Raw genomic sequence first — 22,886 nt, 5'->3', positions numbered from 1 at the left:
GTATCGCTCATACTTATCTTGGTACGATCGTTAGCTTGCAGCCCCGCAAGTTGTGGATTGTACATTCACTAAAAATACCGTGACTAATTAATAGTCGCGGTATTTTTTTGCCCAAAAATCATCTTATTTTAAATAAATAGCGTTCATTCAGTATATTTTCTCTATTTAACTACCGTGATATTACTAACGGAAAGCCCTTTTTAGGGTGTTCAGTAATAATGACGTCATAGCCATAAACGTCTGAGATCATTTCACTGGTAATGGCATCCCATGGTGAGCCATCAGCAACGATTTTTTGTTGGTTCAATACAATGATCCGATCTGAGTATTGAGAGGCTAGGTTTAAATCGTGGAGGACGACAATGACGGCTGCGTTATTCTTGGTTGCCATCTCTCGTGCCAGAGCAAGGGTATTGTGTTGGTGAGCAAGATCGAGTGCTGACGTCGGTTCGTCAAGCATGAGGATGGTTTGCCCTTTCGCATGGTGAAGCTGACTCAGGACTCTTGCAAAGTGGATACGTTGTTTTTCCCCCCCAGATAAACTTGGATAGGGACGTGAGGCAAGCGGCAACATATCGACAGTGTTGAGGTAGTGTTTTGCTAACGCTTTGATCTCTCGATTAGACAACTTAAGTGGTATGGCTCCTAACTCAACGACCTCCGAAGCGAGAAATGGAAAGCTTAACGTACTGTGTTGTGGTACTAGACCGAGATGCATAGCGAGCTTAGCAGGCGTCCAGACGTCGCGTGATTGACCGAAATAGCGAAGGTTAGCCTGTGTTTTTAGTTCCCCACTTAGCACTTTTAATAGTGTGCTTTTCCCCGCGCCATTTGGGCCGAGTAGCGCGGTGACTTCACCGGGGTTCAGGTTTATTGAGACGTTATCTAAAATAGTCGTGTCGGCAAACTTAACTGAAATATGGCGAGCAGAAATGGCGTATTTAGATTCGTTTGTCACAGATTTTCCTATCGTGGTCTCTTGATATGTCATTACAGAATCTTCCCTTTTTGCTGAAAAAGAAGATAGAGGAAAAACGGGGCACCGACGATCGCAGTAACAATCCCGACAGGCAATTCTGCTGGCGCAACTACGACTCTGGCAATCATGTCAGCTGCCGTCATTAACAATGCACCAAGTAGTGCGGATACTGGCAACAGAGTTCGGTGATCAGGGCCTATGAGCATCCGTCCTAAATGAGGGATGACTAAACCGATAAAACCGATAGGGCCAGAAACACTGACGGTGACTCCGACACCGACGGCGGTGAGCAGTATCAATTGACGTTTGAGACGCTGTACGGCAATACCGAGGTGCATTGCTTCAGACTCCCCAAGAAGCAGTGCATTAAGTGCCATCGCCTTCTTGGAAAAAAGTATGATTAGAACCAGAAGCGTCAATGTGGCAAGTGATATTTTTTCCCATGTTGCACCAGCAAGAGAACCCATTGACCATAGAGAAAGATCGCGAAGCATTTGGTCATCGGCGACAAAATTGAGAAAACCGATCCCTGCCCCAGCTAGAGCACTTATTGCCACCCCGGCTAACAGCATAATAGTCACTGATGTGCCAAATTTCCCAGAGCCTAATTTGTAGACTAAAACGGTGGTCAATGCACCGCCAAGGAAAGCGAAAACGGGGACGACGGCGAGGTTCATCAATTCAGGGAATTGTGTGCCGAGTGTAGAAAAACAGACGATGGCAATCGCGCCACCCAACGAGGCACCAGCCGATACACCGATGATACCGGGCTCCGCAAGGGGATTGCGAAATAACCCCTGCATGACAGTGCCACAAATAGCTAAAATTGCGCCAACGACGAGACACAATAGTGTGCGAGGCAGACGGATATCATTGACGACTAAAGGGATGTGAGGCGCGAGTTCATTAGAGCGGGTTGTCAATGCGATCAAGCTATCGGAGAAGGAAATCGACATTGGTCCTACCGTTACGGAGTAAACAGTGGTGACGACAAGTAGGCTAATAAAGCCGACGAAAATAATCGGAAGAGAGTAATGTCTAAGCATAAGTTTACAAGAGTCGCTAAAAGTTAAGGTGCATCCAATTTAATGCAGAGCAGTTAAAAGAAAGGAATGAGAATGAATCGGCGACAGCCAATGACGCGTAATATTTGATGCGCCTCATTGGCTGATATGCGGTTATTTTGGATAAATCTTCTCGTTCAATCTTTGTGCTTCTGAGAGACTTTTTAAACCTAGCCCGCCGACCAGCGCGTGACCATCAATAGTGACAAACTGTTGATTTTGTCCAGCAGGCGTAGCCGCGAGCATCGGCAGAGCTTTTAGTAAGGCATCGGGGCCGCCTAATTGACGATAGCTGCGGTCACTGACCAAAATGATGTCTGGCTGCATTTCAATGATGGCTTCATTTGATAATGGCTTATAAGCATTGAGTTGTTTAGCAGCAGGATTAATGCCCCCAGCAAGCGAGATAATGGCATCGGGCGTGGTACCACTGCCAGCCACATTCGCAGGTCTACCCTCATGGATAAGTAAGAACAGAATCTTTTTCTTTTCGTCTGATGTTGACGGTTGGTTAGCGGTGAGGGCATGGAGTTGGGCATCAATTTTATTATTCAATGCGGCAACGTTATCTTGGGTATGAGTTAACGACGCTATTTGGTCGATTCTTTTTTTAAGCCCAGTGATGCTAGCAGATGTATCAACAACCTCAACGTTAACACCCGCTTGTTTTATCTGATCCAGGGCCGGTTTCGGACCCATTTCATCAGTGCCAATGATGAGATCAGGGTGCATCGCGAGTAAACCTTCTGCCGACAGTGCACGATGATAGCCCACTTTAGGTAATACAAGAGATGGGGGTAATACACTTGTTACATCAACTGCGACCAATTGGTGTTGAGCGTTAAGGGCAAGTAGCAACTCGGTAACCGATGCCCCTGCACTGATGATGTTCTGTGTCTCTTCAGGTAATACCGTCGCTTCTACTTGAGTGGACTGAGCAAAGACACTAAAAGCCATCATGGATGTGATGGTACTGACGATTAGCGTTTTACGTAATGGTTGAAACATAATATGTACATTCCTAGTTATTTGGTTGAGTCTTCCGTTAGGAGCTGCGTTGCCGGAATACCGTTATCTTGCATAAAGGCGAGCAGCTTGACTAAATGTTGAACATCAGCCGTTTTGTCGGCTGCAATGATGATCGGTTGGGCAGAGGATTTAGACTCTTCCAGTAACGCAATTTTAAAGTTGTCCCAGTCGATATATTGTTTGGTATTTAAAGCCCAATATGGGGAATCGGCTAGGATATTGACGGTAAGGGATTGGTTAGCTACTTCTGATACGGCATTGGAATCCGTTGCCGGTAGTTCAACGTTTAATGACTCCAAACGAACTGAGGCGGTAAGCATCAAAAACACCATGACAATAAAGATGATGTCCAATAACGGCGTAAGGTCCGGGTAAATGGGCGTGCTGGATGAAGTATCACTGACTTTGATCATGATGCATCCGTGACTGATAATTTATCGAGGTTGCGGGTCTGTACTGGATCTTTGTCGGAATGCGGCATTTCAATACCCTCAAGCCACAGGTTGACAAAGTTAAGGGTGTGCTCCAATTTCGTGACGATTCTTTCTGCCCATAAACCAATAAGTTGTGCGCCAGCGATGGCGGGTAGAGCGATCATAAGACCAGCAGCGGTTGTTCGCATAGCAAGGCCAAGACCTTGTGCGAGATCGTTTGGTGTGACATTGCCGGAAGCCGCCGCAATACCTTTAAACATCTCTATCAGCCCAAGTACCGTTCCTAGTAAGCCAATCAATGGGCTGATAACACCGATTAGCGATAACAGTTTTAGCCCTGAGTGAAGTTGATGCCGTTTATCTTGTAGCCAAATACTGGCGGCGTCTTCACGCAGTGACTTGGCAAATGAGTGATGGGCCAATAGCATGGCGACACCGCGGTATAGTAGCGGTCGTTTGTCAGATAAGACGGTAGCAAGTTGTTCTATATCTTTAGCGTTAATAGGTGAGATTTGATTCAAATTTTGACGAATAGCTGTCATCCCAACGCCAGTGCTGATGACGATTTGGAAGAGTCGTTCGATGATGATCATCGCAGTTAACGCAGAGCAAATAAGTAATGGCCAAGTCATTAGCCCAAGTTGCTGTTGTAGATAGTGTAGTGGTTCCATGATTAATCCAATTTAAAACGAACAGGAATTTGAATACGATGGGCGACCGCAACCCCTTTAACGGTATAGGCGGAAAATTGCCATTGTTTAATAGCGTCAAGTGCGGTCTTATCCAAAATTGTGGCGCCAGATGAAGAGACAAGCACTTGTTTTGTCTGGTTTCCGGATTCATCAAGCCAGATTTCATAGGTTGCAGTGCCTTCAATGCCGCGCTTTCTGGCAATTCTCGGATATCGAGGTTGCACAGGTGTCGTAGTGAAAGAAGGGGTGTTTCTTAGCACGGGTTCATTACTTACCCCTTGATTAACGACGGCTGGTTGCGCCGAAGTGGGCGCGGAATCGTTCCCCGATGTTTTTGTTTCTGTAATTTCTTCTTTAAGTTCACTTTTTTTAGGAACAGGATTTGATTGCTCCTTCGGTGATGTCTTTTGGATCGTCGATGTGCTTTTCGGCGCCTTGTTAACAGCCTTTTCCCGTTTTACAGGTTGCTTTTTGTTTTTTGTCACCGATGAACGACTCGCTTTCGTTACGGCTTTCTGAATAGAGCGACGTTCTACGGGCTTATTGTCAGTAGAGTTAGTCTTAGCAGAAGTGGTCTCAGAGGAATGAGGTGGTACAGGTGCTTTTTCTGCCGTGTCCGGTGGAACGTCTGTATCACTTGGAGGTGTCGGTGATGCCGCTGTAGCCGAAGATTGAGCGATAAAATTGAGTGATACCAATGTAGAGTGGCTACCTGACGGCATTGCAAAGACTTGTTGTGTATCGTCGACAAGCATAAAACCAAGATGGAATGCCACAGATAAACTTCCTGCAACGACATACCTTTTGATGTTCATAACCCAACCTCTATTCACTGTAATTCTCGATTGACTACCGAGCGCCTTCGCTCGTTACTCACTATTGTTATCAACGAGAGAAGGTGATTATGTATCACAATGAAAATAAGATCAATTATCAATTGCATTATCATTATCACCAATTTATGATCGTGAATATCTTCTAAGACCCCTAATTACGGGGGTGAGTGGTAACAGAGAATAGATATGCAAATCGACTTAACTCACCTTAACGCAACACACTTCGGTGTTTCTTCGCCCGACCCGTTGCGCTTCGCGTTTACTCAGAAGACGTCGCCTCATGCTGGTGGCATGAGTGCACCGATAAAGTCAGAGCGTTATGAGTCTCTATTTCAATCACTGACTTCTGTGTCTTCTAAGCGTTCGAATAAGCGCTGCCTTTACATTCATATCCCTTTTTGCCGGGTACGTTGTACGTTTTGTAACTTTTTTCAAAACGCGGCCAGTCGGCAGCTAGTCGATGATTATTTTGAAGCACTACTGAAAGAAATTGAGTTGAAATCTCGACTTGCTTGGACTCAAACCGGTTTGTTTCATGCCGTTTATATTGGTGGTGGAACGCCAACGGATTTGTCCCCTGATCAGATACAAAGATTGGGCAAAGCAATTCGTCACTCGTTTCCCTTAGCGACGGATTGTGAAATGACGCTAGAAGGAAGAACTAACCGATTTAGCGATGAAATGTTCGATAAAGCATTGGAAGGCGGGTTTAATCGCTTTTCCTTTGGTGTGCAGAGTTTTAATACTAAAGTAAGACGCAGTGCCAAAAGACTTGACGATCGTGAGGTTGTGCTTGAACGGGTTTCTCACTTAAGTTCATTGGACGAAGCCCCCATTATCATCGACCTGCTCTATGGACTCCCATATCAAACACTCGAAGTCTTTGCTCAAGATCTTGCCGACTTCAAGGATTCAGGTGCGCATGGCGTTGACCTTTATCAGCTTGTTGTTGGTGGTAATGCGCCAATGCTTAATATGGTAGAGAAAGGACGTATAGAGCCACCAGCCAATTCTGCGCAGAAAGCTTCTATGTACGAATACGGTGTCGGATTCATGAATGAACACTTTATTAAGCAACTCAGCGTTAATCATTGGGCACGAGACAACAGAGAACGTAGCCAATACAACAGTGTTGCAAAGACCTATGCGGAAGTGTTGCCAATAGGGTGCGGGGCTGGCGGCAATATAGGTGGCTATGGAATGATGAACCATCGATCATTAGAGTCGTATATGTCTGCGATGCGCTCAGGCGACACGACTATTGCGATGATGAGCAAACACCATTCACTAGAGCCAGTATTTGCGAGTTTGAAAGCTGGGTTTGATAGCGGCGTAGTACGTCGAAGCGTATTAGCCATGACTCAAGGGTACGATACTTTTGAGCTGCTTACACCTCTGTTTCAAGTGTGGGAGCAACATGGTTTAGTTGAACTCAAAGGGGACTACTTGTTATTGACGCTAGCAGGCAGCTTTTGGGCGGTAACCTTAGCTCAAGGGGCGATATCGGCCTTGTCGACGTTGAGTCATGGGCAGCTTTCCGTTTCATCACCGCTGTCTCATGGTAATAAAAAGTTGCATTTCGTCGCCTAATTGACGAAATACGATGATGAATCATCAGATTAAATAGGAACAACAAATGACGTTAAAGCAAAAAGTTGCAGCGATTCTGGCGGACGAACCTAAATTACTACCCGCTGCGATTGCAGATAAACTCGCGGTAAGTGAGTGTGAAGTGGTGTGCGCATTACCTAGTGAAATGGTTGCTGTCGCGGGAGGGAGTATTGCCCAAGAAGTCTTGGAATCCATCACCACGTGGGGACCTGTGACAACGATTGTTCACTCGTTCGGGTCTATCTTTGAGGTTAAAGCCCCGTTTCCAAAGGGTAAAATGGCACGAGGCTATTATAATCTTATGGGTAAAGACGGCGAGTTACATGGACACCTCAAGTTAGATCTGATTACTCATGTTGCGTTAGTGAGTAAGCCTTTTATGGGCAATGAAAGCCACTACTTTGGCTTTTTTGATGCACTTGGTCATAACGTGTTTAAGATTTATCTTGGGCGTGACGACAAGCGGCAACTGTTGCCCGAGCAGGTGACTCGTTTTAAAACGATGCAAAGTAAATTACGCCAATAGTACGATACGGCAGCGAAAAAACCACTTTATAACACGATAAAAATAATCAAAGTACAGTCAGAAAAGGAACAGAAAATGGATCAGCAAGTTAAGCAAGAGCGACTACAGGGACGATTAGGTCCTGAAATCAAAGAGTTTCGCCAAGCGCGTAAAACGATTCAACTTGCTACCGTCGATGGGGAAGGTTGCCCGAATGTTAGCTATGCACCATTTGTCCAAAATCAAGATGGCTACTTTGTGCTGATTTCACAAATCGCCCGTCATGCCCGTAATTTACAAGTGAACCCAAACGTATCCTTGATGATGATTGAGGATGAATCCGAAAGTAAGCAGTTGTTTGCTCGCAAGCGATTGACGTTTGATGCAATTGCAACCGTAGTTGAAAGGGACACACAGCAATGGCATGCAGTGGTCGCTCAGATGCAAGCCCGTTTCGGAGAGATTATTGATGGCTTAAGCCAACTGCAAGATTTTGTATTATTCAACTTAAAAGCGGAACAAGGGTTATTTGTTAAGGGGTTTGGTCAGGCGTATCAGGTTTCTGGAGAAGACTTAGTCGACTTTGTCCACTTACAAGAGGGGCATCGCCGCATAGAAAACAGCGATACCGTAGAGTAATGGTTTTATAGTAAATACAATGATCGATGCAGAATCTGTTATGAGGCCGCTTTGGATTCCACAAAGGTTTCGGCGCCTCGTAACATAGCCTCAATGAGCTCTCCTGCATTGAACTTTACTAACGCTTCGTGTGCGCCCACCTGCCTTGCGCGATCGGTACACATCTCGCTAGATAAAGAGGTGTGTAGGATTCGATAGGCGCGGTTCAATGATGTGTCATTTTGCACTTCAAAAACGAGCTCATAACCGTCGAGTCCTGGCATTTCAATATCACTGACAAGGATGTCGATTGCTTGAGGGGAGTGCGCTTTTTCACGCATAAAAGCCAACGCGCTGTTGCCATCTTTGCAGATCTCAAAGGGGATATTAATTTGGTTCAGCGCATCGCCAAGCTGTTTTCTTGCGATAGATGAATCATCCACAAGTAATACGTTCAAGGCCTTCATTCGCTCTCGTTGCACATCTGTGAGCATCGGGATTTTAGTATCAGCGTATTGTGGGTAAATTTTCGACAATAGTAACTCTACATCGAGTAGCTGGACGATGTCGTCATTAAACTTAGTGACTCCGGTAACGAAAATATTCTTTCCAGAACTTTCTGGCGCTGGCTCTATTTCCTTCCAATTACACTCTATGATTTTATCGATTTCTCTCACCATAAAGGCGACCACGGTGCGCAGACAGTCGGTCACAACAAGATACGTCGTCGAATACTCTTCGGGAGTAATCGGTCTAAAGCCAATGGCCGCTGCCATATCGATGACGGGAACGGTTAAGCCACGGATGCTTACTGTGCCAACCACATGACGATGAGAGTAAGGGATTTGTGTTGTAGGCAAAAATGGCACGATTTCTCGCACTTTAAGTGTGCCGATGGCAAAGCGCTGTTTCTGCATATTCAGCGTAAACAGCAGCATACCTTGTGCTTGATTGGCTTTACTTATTTTTGTCGACATTGGTATTCATACTCTAGGTTGGTGACAGTCTAATTCTATAGAATAGTTTTAGTTTTCCCTAACTTATCTGCGGCAGATCAGAATAAAGTTGAAGTGGCTTGGATTGTAAACGTGATTTCGCTCTCATTTTGATTTACACTTTGCGCTATTAGTAGCATCTCTTCATTTTGTATTAGGGTAGACACGTTATGGCAAGAACCGCACACGCACTTCACATCCTTGTTAAGCATAAAGACAAAGCAGACGACATTATGGGTCAGTTGAAAAAAGGTGCTAAATTTCAGGCTCTTGCTAAGAAGTATTCTACGTGTCCTTCTGGCAAAAAAGGAGGAGACCTCGGTGAATTTAGAAAAGGTCAAATGGTTCCACAATTTGACAAAATCTGCTTTACCGGAGAAGTGTTAACGCCTCACCTAGTGAAAACAAAGTTTGGCTGGCACATCGTAAAGGTTCTATACCGTACTTAAACTTAACAGCATGCGTGGGGAGTCTGTGATACACTCCGCGTCCGTTTTATTCATTCGTATACTAGGTTCAGATTACAATGAGCATGAAAAAAGAAATCCAAACACTTAAAAACCGTCTTGATGCTTGTCGTCATAAGCTAAACAGTGCTCAATCTCGTAGTGACAGCGAGATGATCTCTAAATTTACGGATGAAATTGATAAGCTGACAAAGAAACTGGCTCAGCTTCAGCATAAAGAAAGCTATGACATGAACAAAGAGCGTAAGAGCTTGCTGGACATGCCGTTCTACCGTGAAATCACGAAAGCAGAACAAGCGGATTTAGGCAAATTGAAAAAGAGCGTGAAAGGCTTAGTGGTTGTTCATCCAATGACGAAGATTGGTAAAGAGCTACGCCTAGATGTGATGACAGGCTTTGCACCTAAGAAGTTTTAACTCTTTTCCAATAGACGAGTAGAGATATTAACGCGCCCTCAACGGCGCGTTTTTTTATGTCCAACATTTAGATGGTAGTGGTGATAGACGCCGTTAGTTATCTACAACGAGTTAGTTATTTAGTACCTAATAGTCGCTACGCCTAGCTCCTCATACAACAGAAACCGAGTAGAGGAGGATTTGGCGGTGATGAGTTTCGATATAATGGCAAACAGAGTAACACACGCATTATTGACAGGAGTCAACATGTCACATTCGGCACTGAGCCAGAGTAATGTCATTTTGCATGCCTTTGATTGGCCATATGCATTGGTAACAGAAAGAGCACAAGAGATTAAAGCTGCGGGCTATAAGACGATACTGGTTTCGCCTCCGATGAAATCATTTAGACAATCTACGTCTGTTCAATGGTGGCAGCTTTATCAACCGCAAGACTATCGAGTGATTGATAATAAACTGGGTAATACTGAAGACTTTAAGGCAATGATGGTAACCCTTAATGCACTTGATTTATGGGTATATATCGATGTGGTTTTTAATCATATGGCCAATGAATCCGGCGCTAGATTAGACCTGCAGTATCCGAGTTCCGAAGATTTAGCACGCTATCGCTCTCATCATCAGTATTTTGAACAACAGAAGTTATTCGGAGATCTTAGCGAGCCACTTTTTGATGAAAATGACTTTGTTGAGGCATTTGGTATTAAAAACTGGAAAGATCGATGGGAGGTTCAAAATGGCCGCCTAACGGGAGGACCAAAGGATCCTGGCTTGCCAACCTTAAGAACCAGTAAGCGGGTGATAGACCAGCAACAAGCGTATTTACGAGCGATGAAGGGTCTTGGGGTTCGAGGGTATCGTATTGATGCGGCAAAGCACCTCAGCCTTGAACATATCCAGGCGGTATTTACCGATGATATAACAGATGGAATGCACGTCTTTGGCGAAATTATTACCGATGGTGGTGCAACCAAAGAAGAGTATGAACTGTTTTTGCAGCCTTATTTGAAAGCAACTCGTCTATCGGCGTATGATTTTCCATTGTTTAATACCTTATTTGAGGTTTTCCAAAGTGATGGGAGCATGGCTTCGCTTATTGATCCTTACTGCTTTGGTCAAGCACTTACCAATGCACGTTCGATCACTTTTGCAACCACCCATGACATTCCCAACAATGATGTATTTCAAAATTTGGTATTAACAGAGCAAAATGAATGGCTTGCGTATGTCTATATTTTAGGTCGAGATGGTGGGGTTCCGCTCATTTATTCAGACTTGGATCCTAGTGGGATCACCAATCAACAAGGGCAACCAAGGTGGGTTAATAGCTGGAACGATCCTAAACTATCACGGTTGATTGAGTTTTATCATCGTATGCATGGTGAGAGTTTTGAGGTGATAGAAGCGAATGATGACATTCTTGCCTTTACTCGTGGCAGTAAAGGGTTGGTCGTGATTAATAAGTCTCAACGTGATAAGACTATATCGATTGATCCGACGATTCAGTTAGTGTCCGCCTTTGATGCTCGTCAAAATGCGACTCAAGGAGAGGTGCGAGTTGCAAGGTGTAGTGCAGAAGTCTTCTACATCGAGGTGCAGGACGATATCTAAGGGCAAAGTGAGTGACTTAGTGGGAATACTTAACGGTTAGTATTTCTGGTCTAGTGCTTGAATCGCCGATTGAATAAAAAAACGGAAGAAGCGAACGCTTCTTCCGTTATTAATGAACGCAATTAAATGGGTTATCTCGTTATTTTGTGTATCGAGTTAGCACTTCTAACGCGTATTGCATACGTTCACGATCAATCTCTTGTTCTGGTAGCAGTCGGTTGCTGCCGTCCCTGACTTCGTATAGCCCGTTACCTTTCAACGAGAAGATTTTATCTTCAGACACAATAGAGTAGTCACCATAGTCAGCAACGATGGTAAACGGTCGATCAACCGCTTCTCCTAAGAGGTCTTCACCAATGGTGTAGTCTTTTAGATCATTAGTCACGCCTAAATAGTTCTTCATCAGCGTTGGCACTAAATCAAAGTGGGTGGTCATCATACCCGCGGGCCATTGGTTGCTTGCTTTGTCTATACCAGCGCCGAGCAAGATAAATGGCACTTTGATTTGCGCCTCGGTAAAGTTACCGTTGTGACCCCAGAAGTTTTGTCCGTTGTCGTTAAACTCTTCACCATGGTCACCGGTGACAATGATTAATGTATCGTCGTACGTGCCTTCCGCTTTAAGCTTCTCAACCACTTCTTTAATTTTACTGTCAACAAAGTGTGTGCTGGTGCGATAACGATTTAACACTGGCTCTGGATCCGAGTCATTACTGCGAACAAACGGGTTATTAGGTCCAGACATTGGCTCAAATCTTGGCTGGTAATCTTTAGGGAATACGAAGCCATGTGGCGCATCAAAGAACATGAATGAAAAGGTGGGTTTGTCGGTACGGTTGTCATACCACGTTTTCCAATCTTCCACGAGTTCAATGTCTCTGTCCGACGCATCACCTTTTGCTTGACCACGAAGACGTAAGTTAGGGATCTTGGCAAAAATGGTACGATTGAACTCAGGCGACTCAATGTGCGCAGAGGTAAACACACCAATTTGATAGTCGAGTTGTTGCAATCTATCCATCAATACGGTTGGACGCTGGTTGGCTAGCATTGGGTGCCAGTATGGACCCGGCAGTCCGTAGAACAGACCAAATGTGCCCATGCGGGTTGCGTTACCCGATGCGTAGTGTTTATCAAAAGATACGCCTTCTTTAGACATCTCATACACGGTTGGCATGTATTGCGGTGTGACGGTATCTGGTCGCCATGAGTCAATCAGGATCAACATGATGTTTTTTGGTTGGGCTGGAGCGTCGCCGACCAATGGATGGACAGGGTAGTTCAAGCCGCCTTGGATTTTTGGTGTTTTTGCCTGACTTTGTTCAAGCTCTTCTCGGTCAAGCCATCCATGTTTGATTAGGAAAGAGTTGGCGATTGTTGGGTAAAACACAGGTAGATATTGGTTTACAAATGTTACCGGCTGATAGGTTTTAGCCGATGCCCAGATGTGAATGCCATGACTGGTTAAAGTCGTGACTAAAAACAGTGGGAAAAAGATTTTACGCAGTGATTTAGTAAAGCCAAAGGATTGGCTTTCCATACGACCTAGCGCCCACCATTGCAGTGCAAATACACCGCCAAGTCCGGCAACAAGCATTGCCCATGCCGATAATGGGAACTCTACAATTTGCCCTGACATTACCAGTGATAGCACTGGGTAGTTTAGGTGGAATCGGTAGAATCCAAACACCATGGTGTCGACGAACAAAAACGTCAGGCCTAAGGTAGCCATTAGGGCAAGGATAGGTCGTTTAACCTTTAGGGGGAGGACGCAAAGCACTAACCCGAGTAACCAAAACACTAACGCTAGTAGGCTCATGTGGCTAAAGAGACTGGTTGCAGCAAATGTGGTTTGGATGCCATCAAATGGCAACTCTGGAAAATATAAGAAGTAGCGAACGCCAATCAGCGTTGCTAGCAACGCGTTGAGAATAAGGAACTCGTAATAAGCACTTAAGCGCGTTTTAAAAAGTTTAAACATTTTGATTAACCAATTTACTAAGTAACATCAATACAACAGGCCGATAACCTGAGATTAGGATGGGGCACATTGTAGGGGAGTGAGGCAAAAAACTGAAACGAAAAAGCGTCATTAGTGACAAATCGTTACGTTTCGCCCCAACCGTTCAGTGACTTAGAGTAACGGATTTACTGTGGCAATAGACTCATGCGTATCACATGCGCTTATTGCTTTCTTGTATATGGTAAGTCTAAGGGGGAGTCAGTAAAAAGCCACTCAATGAGAGTGGCTAATGCCGTAGTTCGTCAACCTAATTGTTATTTTATAGTGATATCTAGGCGTGTTAAATTGAGTAGAAGTAGTAAAGCTGCGACTTCATTCTCAGTATGATACCTCTTATGACATCAAGGAAACCAAGAAACGCGATGGGTTTTTCCCCACTGATCCAAGCAAGGCCAACGGCACCAACGGGAATGTCATAGCCTTCTGTTTCATATACTTTTAAACGAACGAAGTGATGCTTGTTATTTAGGTTTTTTCCAGTTGTTGCTCGTACGGATTGATCCAGACCGAGTAATGTTCCTTGAGATTCGCCCGTAGCTTCAATAATCCCTTCTACCTCAGCAGCAAAGACGTGACCAGGATAGACAGACGTAGAAAACTCAGCGGGTTGACCGGGTTTGATATTTCGGATTGCTTGATGGTTGACACGCATTAACACGTATTTCTCGTTGGTGTACATCTGTATTCTTGGTACTCGAGATAATAATTGTCCTTCACGCAGAATAAAGTTGGTGACGAAGCCATCGCTGGGAGCGGAAACTTTAGTGCTGTCCAGATCCCACTTAGCTCGCGCGATTGACTCGTTGGCCGCTTTTAAATCGTTATTTCTGCTTTCAACTGCTAACTGTGATTTATTGATGGATAGGAAAGCTTTTTCGGCGTCGATCTTTTTCTTGTCAAGTTGTGAGCTAATGGTTTTAACCTTATGTCTTGCCATTTCAACCAAACTGATTTGTTTATCAATATCGCTTTCCGTGATGGTGTTGCTGACGACTGAATTTTGTTCCTGGTAACGTTTGAGCATCTTAGTTTGCAGTTCATATTCAACGGTTGCAGAGCGCAGCTGACTCTTTGATGTCTGGACACTTTTTAGCATCGAGTCATAATTGGATTCTGCGATGTCAACATCCTGAATGGCACTGTCATAGGTGCCTTTTGCAATGTCACGTTGAATAAGGGATTGGTCATAAGCAATTTGATATGGCTTAGGGTTAATTTCATAGACTAATTGTCCCTTGTCTAATTGTTGGTTGGGCTTAATATGCAGCTTGATGATTTTCCCAGAGACATTGGAAGAGTCGGGGCGTAATTGGATGTGTGGCGCTTGTACCAAGGATCCTCCGGATAAGTCCATAGGTGTGTAATTGATGAGTCCAACCCAAACGAAAAGCAGCCAACTGACGCCGCCAATGTAAGCAAAGCCTTTGGAAAGTTTATTCCATGGCATACCCACTAATCGTAGTAAGTATATAAATAGCGCCCATACCGCTAAACCCTCTAGCATGCTGTGTCCTCCTCGTTGCCTTTGTTGTCTAACCAAATATCTCTAAAACGAACGATGGCTTTTTCCATATCCACAAACGCGATGATAACCGCGATGACCCATACCCAGTGCCAAACAAAGCCAATCCAAGTGAGTGTGGTGATTAAGCCTAATTGATGATGGTCATGGCGATGAGCTTTGTTAATAGGCAGTTCATGAATTCTCCAGAAACCGTAAATAGCGGCACCAATTGTGGTGATTAGCATTACAGCAGACACAATGTGCAACGCGGTATCGGCTCCAGTCCCGACAAACGGGACACTTAATAAACTCATTGTTCGATCTCATGTTCATACGAAGAGTGCAGAGTCTATGCGACGATGAAATATTGATTTACAAAATGATTGATTTCATCAAGAATCATGAATAATTGATGAGATCGATGAGTGTGGAGTCCCTCATGTTTGAGAATGTACACTTTGTACGGGCAATAGCGATGAAAGGGCTGATGGAAGGATTGTTTGCCACATATGGTGTTAGATCCACCGCATTTGGCATTCCTAGTTCGGTGTTTGACTCGCCAATGACGTTAATCCCAGTTTCAGTTCTTAATCACTACTATGAAAATATCGAGGCGCTGACAGGTGATCCTGATGCCGTTCTTAATTTGGTTCGTAGGGGGAACCTTGAGCAGTTGGGGTCGATCAGCCGTTGGTTTTTTTCAGGTCATGAATTGGCGTCTGCTATTCGTCGGATTAATTTTGGAGTGACCTGTATCCAATCTGGCGCGTTCTTTAGAGGGGAAGCTGTCGGACCGTTGATTAAATGGACCTATCTAAATGACTCAATTTCAGCTCAGGGCAAAGTGCACGATGGCATTCGAGTGGCTAATTTTATGTGCAACGTACTGATGCGGTATCTGGGCAATCAATTTACGCCTGATCGAATTTGTATACCGGGATCACGGGTGAACAGTCAAAAATACCAGGCGTATTTTGGCTGTCCTATTGAGTGGGGGCACGATCAAGTCGAAGTCTGGTTACCCAATAAACTGCGACTTGAAGGAAGTAAAGTACCCTCGATAGCGGTAGACAAATTATCGATGAGTTTTGCCGATCTTGATAACTATTTGAATATGCCTGATCCGCAAGATCATATGAAGGTATTGTATGAAGTGGTGAATTATGCACGCCATTCTGGGTTGCCGACCTTAGCTAAGGTGTCTGGTCTTCTATCTTTGTCTGAGCAGCAATTGCAGCGGCGGTTGCAATCTTCGGGGTTGAATTTTACGTCGATTGTCGGCTTTGTTCTTTCAGGAGAAGCGGCAAATATGATTATTCTAGGGATGCCCTTTGAACAGATCGCCGCTCGTCTTGGTTATCGTAACCTGACAAGTTTTAGTCGTATGTTTAAAAAGTACCGCGGCATCACCCCTACGCAATACCGCCAGAATTACCTGTCGGCATACTAGAAAAAGGGAGCGCCATTAATGATGGTGAGGGTGAAATGACGCGATGATGTGGCGTCATTTCATTTGAATATTGGGGTTGAGGAGTGGTTAGTTTCTGCGTATTTTGATTATCCCAATCTGACAGAGTGCGGTTGTCGCACCCCATGATTGCAGCGCTGATAAATACCGCGAGATAAAACACAAAAGCAACCATTTTTCGGCTGTGCCGTGCTTTTAACCGCTGCGGCTGGCTATTTGGTTGAGACGTTTTCATATTCACCTTCGATAGTCGCTCCAGGGGCGGCGTCTTGGCGGAATGGTTGGCTGTTTAATTGCTGTTCCATCTGCTTTTTAATACGGTTGCCAGTAATAAATGCGGCGATGGCCAGTGGGATTGCCATTAGCAAACTGAATATCATCGCAAAGAAACCAATGATCAACGCGCTAATGGTAATAAGTAAGTTTTTCATAGTAACCTCTGATAAAAAGCGAGTAGGGGGCTAGCATACCGTTTTGATTCTGAATCAAACATGAACAACTGAATACGGTTTGTATTAATACTGTGAAAGTGGGTATTTTGGTTAATCGGATATTGGTCGCATGAGTCGTGAGAAGATCGAAAAAGCTGCACGAATGCAGCTTTAGAATTATTTGCGGGATTTACCTAATACTCATGGTTGGCATAAAGCCTATAAGCACGGCTAGTCACCTAAAGGTTGGCGATCACTGCCTGTTCGATGCGAATCAAGAGCCAGTTTAAGCCGTCGCAGGCGATCTCGGGAGCGACGTTTGTGATTCACCGCCAACTCCATAGAAAGCACGTCGACCAGCGCTAACATGGCATAGCGAGAAGCGGATGGCTTATAAATAAAATCCGTTTCTTGGTGAATGATGGGCAGCACTATGTCGCAGGTATTCGCCAATGGAGAATCGGCTGGTGTAATCGCGATCAATTTAACACCATATTCTTTTGCAATCACTGCAGATTCAATCACTTGTGGTGTATGTCCTGTCGCTGAAATGAGCACCATCACGTCATTAGGATCGGCGGTTGCAGCGACCATCCGAGTTAGCAAACCATCATTATAGGCAACAACCGGGTAGCCTAAGCGAAACAGGCGGTGTTGTAGTTCTTGGGAGGTAATGGTGGACCCGCCACCCACACCGATCGCAATGACTTGTCTTGCTGAGTGAAGCATGGCTACGGCTTGAGTTATGTCTTGCTCGTTGATGAGCGCTCGGTTGATGTCGAGCGCTTGTTTAATCGACTCATAAATACCTTGGTGGCTAGTATGATCGGGTGGCTCAATAATGAACCGCTGGCCAACGGCGAGAGACTGGGCAAGCTTAATCTTGAGATCACGAACATTGATACATCCAACCGCTTTTGCGAAGCGCGTAATGGTCGCTTCACTGACATTCGCCTGTTGAGCTAACTCGGTGATGCTGGCGTTAGCGGCACTACTGACATCATCCATCACTAAATCGGCTACTTTTTTTTCTGCATCACGAAGCGCGCTATAGCGCTCAGTTATTTGCGAAATAATATCGACGTCTACATTCACAGTTTTTTCCTTAGAAAGCCGTTTCAACCCATTGTTCTACAACGTGTTCATCATTACTGATGGCAATATAACGCCACTTGTCAAACGTTAGGCATGGATGCGAAGTTGAAAACGCTATCATATCACCAACTTGGATATCTGAGTCAGTTGGAATCGCCAAAAATGTATGTTGATCCATGACATTAGTCGTGGTGATATCATTTACCGGTAGTGCCTTCCCGTTACGATAGCGGCGTTCAGCGGTTGGCAGTCCTGCGTCAAAGGCGACATCCCGTTTACCTAATCCAACCACGGCTTTATTGGGTTCTGGTCTTGAAATAACGTAAGCCCAGACCTCAAGGGAAGAGGTAAGGTCACCTCCTAAATCACAGGCAAAACCACTATTTTTTTGCGCTCGTGCCATGACTTTTTCTTGTGCTTCCAGATAAATACCCGTGTCATGGATAACATAACAGCCAGGGCGAATGATGGCTTCAAAGTCATCGAGGTTTGCCAGCGTTTCTGCAACGACGTCATACCATGCCGACCCAGCTCCAGTGAGAATGGGTAGCGGTGGAAGAAGCTTATCGCTGAGTAACTGGCGACCTAATTGGATGGTGGATGTTAATAGGTCACGAACTCGTTGTTCTTCATCTCCGCCATGAATCACCCCTTCATAAACTTCGATACCAACGAGTTTGACATTGGGTTTACCTTCGATGTATTGCGCCAACGTCATGACATCATCGTGGCTTCTTACCCCGCATCGACCACCTTCCACGCCTAGCTCAATAAGGACGTTAATCGTTTGGCCTTTTGCCGCAAAGAAGGTATTGAGTTGATCAACGTTGGTTTGGGAATCAACACAGCATATGACTTGGCTTTCCGTCTCTTCGATTAGGCGAGAAATCATCGCCATATTGGTTTTTCCGACAAGCTGGTTCGCCATAATAATATTGGTCATACCGCTGTGAGCGGCTATTTCTGCTTGTGGCGCGGTGGCAACGGTAATCCCCCAAGCGCCTTTTTCCTTTTGTTGTTGAAAAAACGCGGGTGTCATGGTGGTTTTCCCATGCGGACATAGCTTTACGTTATGGTGGATCGCAAATTGTTGCATCCAGTCCATGTTGTGTTCTAGAGCTCGCTTATTGATGACGGCAACGGGCAAACTAATGTCCTCGTTAGTCACGTGGTAACGGTGCTCCTGGTGAGTGGTAATAGGTAATCCTTTCATACCTCTAATGGATGAGAAATCCAATGTTTTGTGATTGTTTCTATCATTCATAATATTTCCCCCGGACAAAAAAATGTTAGATAACTTAGTGTAAGTTATTGTTTTTAGTGGTTTGATTAGGAGTATATTAAGTGTTGTGTTAGAAACTATCAAACTTCATGGTGATAATTGTGTGTTTGGTCACTGAAATGTTTAAGGATAGTTTCTAACATAGGCTTCGTGAAATGAATGGGAATAAGAGAGATGACTATGTTGTTCGACATCATTATAAAAAACGTAGAAATTGTCGATGGAATGAGCTCTAAAGCGTATTTTTCGGATGTGGCAATTCTTGGTGATCGAATTGCTGAGATTGCACCAATGGATGCAGGGTTAGCTAAGCATGTTATTGAGGGGCAGGGAAAAGTACTCAGCCCTGGTTTTATCGACGTTCATACCCATGATGACACGAATGTTATTCGCTACCCAGAGTGTCTGCCTAAAATTAGTCAGGGTGTGACGACTGTGATTGTGGGAAATTGTGGCATTAGTGCGTCTCCGGCAGTGTTAGCGAATGAGCCACCCGATCCAATGAATTTATTGGGTCAACAAAAGGATTTTAAGTATCCAACGTTTGCGCATTATGCCGATGCCGTAATGACGGCACAGCCAGCTGTAAACGTTGCTGCACTTGTCGGTCACACCACGTTACGAAATAACGTCATGGATGAATTGCTTCGTGAGGCAAGTGAAAGCGAATTATTGTCAATGAAAGCCACGCTTTTGCAAGCGTTAGAGCAAGGGGCACTTGGTCTGAGTTCTGGTTTAGCTTATGCCAGTGCCAAACAAGCGACCGCTGAAGAAGTCATGAGCCTCGCAGAAGTACTCGCCGATCATGGTGGCATCTATACCACACACATGAGAACCGAATTTGAGGCGATTTTAGAAGCGATGGAAGAGGCCTTTGAAACCGGTAAACATGCCAAGGTGCCTGTTGTCATTTCTCACTTGAAGTGCGCAGGTGCGGGAAATTGGGGGAGAACGGTTGAGGTTTTGGAGTTGATGGAGGAAACCGTCAAAAATCAAGATGTTTCTTGTGACTGCTATCCATACTCTGCTAGCTCTTCGACGCTTGACCTTAAACAAGTAACCGATGAAATTGATATTTTCATTACGTGGTCAGAAGCGTTACCAAAGTTTGCGGGGCAAATGCTAAAAGACATCGCAAAACAAATGGATTTACCATTACTTGAGGCGGCAAAGGCATTGCAACCCGCCGGGGCGGTTTATCATTGTATGGATGAAGCGGACGTTGAGCGGGTTCTTAAGTACCGTTTGACCATGGTGGGTTCTGATGGTTTGCCAAATGACCCTCATCCGCATCCTCGATTGTGGGGGACGTTCCCAAAAGTACTGAGTCATTATTGTCGAGATAGAAAACTATTCTCACTTGAAGAAGCGGTACATAAAATGACTGGGTTGTCTGCACAGCGATATAATTTGAAGCAACGTGGAATAATCGAAAAAGGCGCATTTGCGGATTTAGTAATATTTGATAAAAATCGAATTAAAGATACGGCAACATTTGAAGATCCAATATCAGTTGCTGATGGAATAGATTGTGTTCTAGTTAATGGTCATATTAGCTATAGCAATAAAGAAGTGGCAAAGAATAGGTTTGGTCGATTTATTTATCGACATAAAGAGTAATATTGATGCAATCAATATTTAGGTAAGTAATTAAGTATAAATTTTGGAGTTAAAATGACTATTAAACGTTACGGTGTTGAAGGTGGAGTGGGTACTGGTGGTCAGCATCTTCCGTTTGCGAGAGCAACAGAGGCGGGCGGTTTTCTATATGTTTCAGGTCAAACACCAATGACCGATGGTGAAGTGGTCGAAGGGGGCATTATTGATCAGTCTCGCCTTGCTATCCAAAACTGTGTCGACATTATGGAAGAAGCAGGCTACGGCCTTGAGGATGTGATGCATGTTAAAGTTGTGCTGACAGATTCTCGTTACTTCCAATCGTTCAATAAAGTATTCCGCGAGTTTTTTGGTGCGAACCCTCCAGCTCGTATCTGCATGGTTTGTGACTTAGTTGTTGATGTAAAAGTAGAAGTTGACGTGACCTGCTATCGCTCAGATCGTGCTTAGATGTTACTCCTATTAATATAATTAATGGGAAGTATATTAAGTAACATTGGAAGGGCATGATGATGCCCTTCACATAACAATAAAAATTCACTTTGAATTAAAATTATTCAACCAATAAATGTTACTTTTAGATAATAACGTAAAACAATAAGTGGTTAATGCACGCCACAATTATATTTGGAGATGTTCAATGAACAGTACACTCTTTTTAACTGGTTTCGGAATATATGTGTGTTTTCTTATTTGGTTAGGGTGGTTTGTATCACGTAATCAAAAATCTGGGGAAGACTTCCTTTTAGGTGGCCGCGGCTTACCTTTGTTTCTTGTTTTAGGTACCACGGTTGCCACCATGGTAGGAACCGGCTCAAGTATGGGCGCGGTCGGCTTTGGTTATGCTAACGGTTGGGCGGGTGCTTTGTATGGCATTGGTGGTGCGTTAGGTATTTTACTGTTAGCTCTATGGTTTGCCCCTGTACGTAAACTCAATTTCATGACCATGAGTGAAGAACTGGCGTATTACGTTGGCGCCAATCGCGTGGTGAAAAATGTGGTTGGTGTGCTGATTTTTATCGCCTCTATTGGTTGGTTGGGTGCCCATATTCTTGGTGGCGGGATGTATCTCGCATGGATCGCTGATATTGATTTAAACGTTGCCAAAGTGATTATTGCCGCAGCCTTTACGATTTACGTCGTCATTGGTGGTTACACGGCTGTGGTTTGGACCGATACCATTCAAGCGATTATTTTGTTTGTTGGCTTTATTTTAATGGCAGTGATGTCAGTGCAATACATTGGTGGTCTTGATAACCTTTATGCTGCGATGGACCCTGCCGCGACAAGTTTCTTAGCCATCGAAAAGTTAGGTGTGGTACCTGCTGTCTCACTTGCGGTTGTGATTGGTGTTGGTGTATTGGCTACGCCGTCGTTCCGTCAGCGCATATACTCAGGTAAAGATGTCTCTACCATTCGCCGCTCATTTGTAATGTCTGGTGTGCTGTATCTATTCTTCTCCATCATTCCTGCCATTATTGGTATGGCTGCTCATGCGATTGACCCATCGCTAGAAAACCCGAACTTTTCATTCCCTTATGTAGCTGCGACGGTATTGCCAGTCGGCGTAGGCATGATTGTATTGATTGCAGGTCTTTCGGCTACGATGTCGAGTGCGAGCTCTGATGCTATTGCCGGTGTGTCGATTCTTCTTCGTGATGTGTACGTGATGTTTACTGGTCGTATGCCTAACAAAGAATCCATGCTGAATTATTCTCGTTTAGCGCTGATTGTTGTCATTGGTTTTGCACTGTTATTCGCGTTAACTTCAAACGATATCATTGGCTACATCACGAAAATGATTTCAACCGTAATGTCTGGGATGTTTGTCTGCGGCATGCTAGGACGTTTCTGGAAGCGTTATAACTGGCAAGGTGCCATCGCGACTTTGATAGGTGCGTCATGTGCATCATTCACAGTAATGCTAAGCCCAACATTGACAACGTATTGGGGCAACCCGGTTATTCCTTCTGTGTTAGTGGCGACGCTAGCCGGTGTGGTTGTGAGTTTGCTCACTCCTGCTAATACGGTGACTCCTGAGCAAGCGCAAGCGATGCTCGATGCGGAAAGAGCGCAAATGGAACTGAGTGATACTTCTGGCTCCACAATTAAGTCATCTCCTGTGACAGAGTAATTAAGCGGAATGGAGCGTTGCAAGACGCTCCATATTTTTCACCTATTTATCTTAGGTAATGCTCCTAAGCTATTT

24 protein-coding genes are annotated in these 22,886 nt (G+C 44.5%); 10 read left to right on the top strand and 14 right to left on the bottom strand.

Going from position 1 to position 22,886, the window contains the following annotated elements; genetic code table 11:
• Positions 1-169: 169 nt before the first annotated feature.
• The 6 genes from MD535_RS07035 to MD535_RS07010 form a co-directional block, all read right to left on the bottom strand.
• Complete coding sequence (locus MD535_RS07035) at positions 170-991, bottom strand: heme ABC transporter ATP-binding protein (protein WP_390902902.1); 822 nt, start codon at positions 989-991, stop codon at positions 170-172.
• A complete protein-coding gene (locus MD535_RS07030; RefSeq protein WP_265674172.1) occupies positions 991-2,025 on the bottom strand; it encodes a FecCD family ABC transporter permease in 1,035 nt (344 codons plus the stop codon). The genes MD535_RS07035 and MD535_RS07030 overlap by 1 nt, the downstream gene beginning before the upstream one ends.
• A gap of 132 nt (positions 2,026-2,157) precedes the next feature.
• Entirely contained in the window at positions 2,158-3,051 is an 894-nt protein-coding gene (locus tag MD535_RS07025; RefSeq protein WP_265674171.1) for a heme/hemin ABC transporter substrate-binding protein, read from the bottom strand.
• Between the two features lie 17 nt (positions 3,052-3,068).
• Entirely contained in the window at positions 3,069-3,485 is a 417-nt protein-coding gene (locus MD535_RS07020; protein ID WP_265674170.1) for an ExbD/TolR family protein, read from the bottom strand.
• Entirely contained in the window at positions 3,482-4,177 is a 696-nt protein-coding gene (locus MD535_RS07015) for a MotA/TolQ/ExbB proton channel family protein (RefSeq protein ID WP_265674169.1), read from the bottom strand. The genes MD535_RS07020 and MD535_RS07015 overlap by 4 nt, the downstream gene beginning before the upstream one ends.
• Before the next feature lie 2 nt (positions 4,178-4,179).
• A complete protein-coding gene (locus tag MD535_RS07010) occupies positions 4,180-5,013 on the bottom strand; it encodes an energy transducer TonB (protein ID WP_265674168.1) in 834 nt (277 codons plus the stop codon).
• 207 nt (positions 5,014-5,220) lie between these two features.
• Here MD535_RS07010 and hutW point away from each other — a divergent pair, with 207 nt between their 5' ends.
• The 3 genes from hutW (at position 5,221) to hutZ (ending at position 7,789) form a co-directional block, all read left to right on the top strand.
• Entirely contained in the window at positions 5,221-6,624 is a 1,404-nt protein-coding gene (gene hutW, locus MD535_RS07005) for a heme anaerobic degradation radical SAM methyltransferase ChuW/HutW (protein ID WP_265674167.1), read from the top strand.
• A 46-nt stretch (positions 6,625-6,670) separates the two neighbouring features.
• Positions 6,671-7,171, top strand: a complete 501-nt coding sequence (gene hutX, locus MD535_RS07000; RefSeq protein WP_265674166.1) for a heme utilization cystosolic carrier protein HutX — start codon at positions 6,671-6,673, stop codon at positions 7,169-7,171.
• Positions 7,172-7,246: 75 nt separating this feature from the next.
• Positions 7,247-7,789: a heme utilization protein HutZ gene (gene hutZ, locus MD535_RS06995; protein ID WP_265674165.1), complete on the top strand. Its 543-nt coding sequence runs from the start codon at positions 7,247-7,249 to the stop codon at positions 7,787-7,789.
• A 38-nt stretch (positions 7,790-7,827) separates the two neighbouring features.
• Here hutZ and MD535_RS06990 read toward each other — a convergent pair whose 3' ends face one another.
• A complete protein-coding gene (locus MD535_RS06990) occupies positions 7,828-8,745 on the bottom strand; it encodes a chemotaxis protein (RefSeq protein ID WP_265674164.1) in 918 nt (305 codons plus the stop codon).
• Between the two features lie 188 nt (positions 8,746-8,933).
• Between MD535_RS06990 and MD535_RS06985 the strand changes: the two genes are divergently transcribed.
• The 3 genes from MD535_RS06985 to MD535_RS06975 all read left to right on the top strand — a co-directional run bounded on the left by MD535_RS06985 (position 8,934) and on the right by MD535_RS06975 (position 11,257).
• Positions 8,934-9,212, top strand: a complete 279-nt coding sequence (locus MD535_RS06985; RefSeq protein ID WP_250616217.1) for a peptidylprolyl isomerase — start codon at positions 8,934-8,936, stop codon at positions 9,210-9,212.
• A gap of 77 nt (positions 9,213-9,289) precedes the next feature.
• On the top strand, positions 9,290-9,646 hold the full coding sequence (locus MD535_RS06980) for a YibL family ribosome-associated protein (RefSeq protein WP_265674163.1): 357 nt from the start codon (positions 9,290-9,292) through the stop codon (positions 9,644-9,646).
• A gap of 246 nt (positions 9,647-9,892) precedes the next feature.
• Positions 9,893-11,257, top strand: coding sequence for an alpha-amylase family glycosyl hydrolase (locus tag MD535_RS06975; RefSeq protein ID WP_265674162.1), 1,365 nt, complete (start codon positions 9,893-9,895; stop codon positions 11,255-11,257).
• 139 nt (positions 11,258-11,396) lie between these two features.
• On the opposite strand, the gene MD535_RS06970 is transcribed toward MD535_RS06975, so the two are convergent.
• The 3 genes from MD535_RS06970 to MD535_RS06960 all read right to left on the bottom strand — a co-directional run bounded on the left by MD535_RS06970 (position 11,397) and on the right by MD535_RS06960 (position 15,098).
• Positions 11,397-13,238, bottom strand: a complete 1,842-nt coding sequence (locus MD535_RS06970; RefSeq protein ID WP_265674161.1) for a DUF3413 domain-containing protein — start codon at positions 13,236-13,238, stop codon at positions 11,397-11,399.
• 322 nt (positions 13,239-13,560) lie between these two features.
• The gene (locus MD535_RS06965) at positions 13,561-14,784 is read right to left on the bottom strand and encodes an HlyD family secretion protein (protein ID WP_265674160.1); all 1,224 of its coding nucleotides are present in this window, start codon (positions 14,782-14,784) and stop codon (positions 13,561-13,563) included.
• On the bottom strand, positions 14,778-15,098 hold the full coding sequence (locus tag MD535_RS06960) for an MFS transporter (RefSeq protein ID WP_265674159.1): 321 nt from the start codon (positions 15,096-15,098) through the stop codon (positions 14,778-14,780). The genes MD535_RS06965 and MD535_RS06960 overlap by 7 nt, the downstream gene beginning before the upstream one ends.
• Positions 15,099-15,223: 125 nt before the next feature.
• Between MD535_RS06960 and MD535_RS06955 the strand changes: the two genes are divergently transcribed.
• Positions 15,224-16,234: a helix-turn-helix domain-containing protein gene (locus tag MD535_RS06955; protein ID WP_265674158.1), complete on the top strand. Its 1,011-nt coding sequence runs from the start codon at positions 15,224-15,226 to the stop codon at positions 16,232-16,234.
• Here MD535_RS06955 and MD535_RS06950 read toward each other — a convergent pair.
• The 4 genes from MD535_RS06950 to MD535_RS06935 form a co-directional block, all read right to left on the bottom strand.
• Positions 16,197-16,487: a hypothetical protein gene (locus tag MD535_RS06950; protein ID WP_265674157.1), complete on the bottom strand. Its 291-nt coding sequence runs from the start codon at positions 16,485-16,487 to the stop codon at positions 16,197-16,199. The two genes, MD535_RS06955 and MD535_RS06950, sit on opposite strands and share 38 nt — an antisense overlap.
• Entirely contained in the window at positions 16,465-16,683 is a 219-nt protein-coding gene (locus MD535_RS06945) for a hypothetical protein (protein ID WP_265674156.1), read from the bottom strand. The genes MD535_RS06950 and MD535_RS06945 overlap by 23 nt, the downstream gene beginning before the upstream one ends.
• Before the next feature lie 231 nt (positions 16,684-16,914).
• Entirely contained in the window at positions 16,915-17,778 is an 864-nt protein-coding gene (locus tag MD535_RS06940; RefSeq protein WP_265674155.1) for a MurR/RpiR family transcriptional regulator, read from the bottom strand.
• A gap of 10 nt (positions 17,779-17,788) precedes the next feature.
• Positions 17,789-19,042: an amino acid deaminase gene (locus tag MD535_RS06935; protein WP_390902901.1), complete on the bottom strand. Its 1,254-nt coding sequence runs from the start codon at positions 19,040-19,042 to the stop codon at positions 17,789-17,791.
• Positions 19,043-19,240: 198 nt separating this feature from the next.
• Between MD535_RS06935 and MD535_RS06930 the strand changes: the two genes are divergently transcribed.
• The 3 genes from MD535_RS06930 to MD535_RS06920 all read left to right on the top strand — a co-directional run bounded on the left by MD535_RS06930 (position 19,241) and on the right by MD535_RS06920 (position 22,811).
• Positions 19,241-20,680, top strand: coding sequence for an N-acyl-D-amino-acid deacylase family protein (locus tag MD535_RS06930; RefSeq protein WP_265674210.1), 1,440 nt, complete (start codon positions 19,241-19,243; stop codon positions 20,678-20,680).
• A gap of 54 nt (positions 20,681-20,734) precedes the next feature.
• Positions 20,735-21,127: a RidA family protein gene (locus MD535_RS06925; RefSeq protein WP_265674154.1), complete on the top strand. Its 393-nt coding sequence runs from the start codon at positions 20,735-20,737 to the stop codon at positions 21,125-21,127.
• Positions 21,128-21,317: 190 nt separating this feature from the next.
• Positions 21,318-22,811: a sodium:solute symporter family protein gene (locus tag MD535_RS06920; protein ID WP_265674153.1), complete on the top strand. Its 1,494-nt coding sequence runs from the start codon at positions 21,318-21,320 to the stop codon at positions 22,809-22,811.
• Positions 22,812-22,886 lie beyond the last annotated feature (75 nt).

It is taken from the genome of Vibrio qingdaonensis, from assembly GCF_026191675.1.
Lineage (GTDB): Bacteria > Pseudomonadota > Gammaproteobacteria > Enterobacterales > Vibrionaceae > Vibrio > Vibrio qingdaonensis.
Note: the sequence above shows the minus strand (reverse complement) of the source record. Positions and strands in the feature narration are given on the sequence as shown.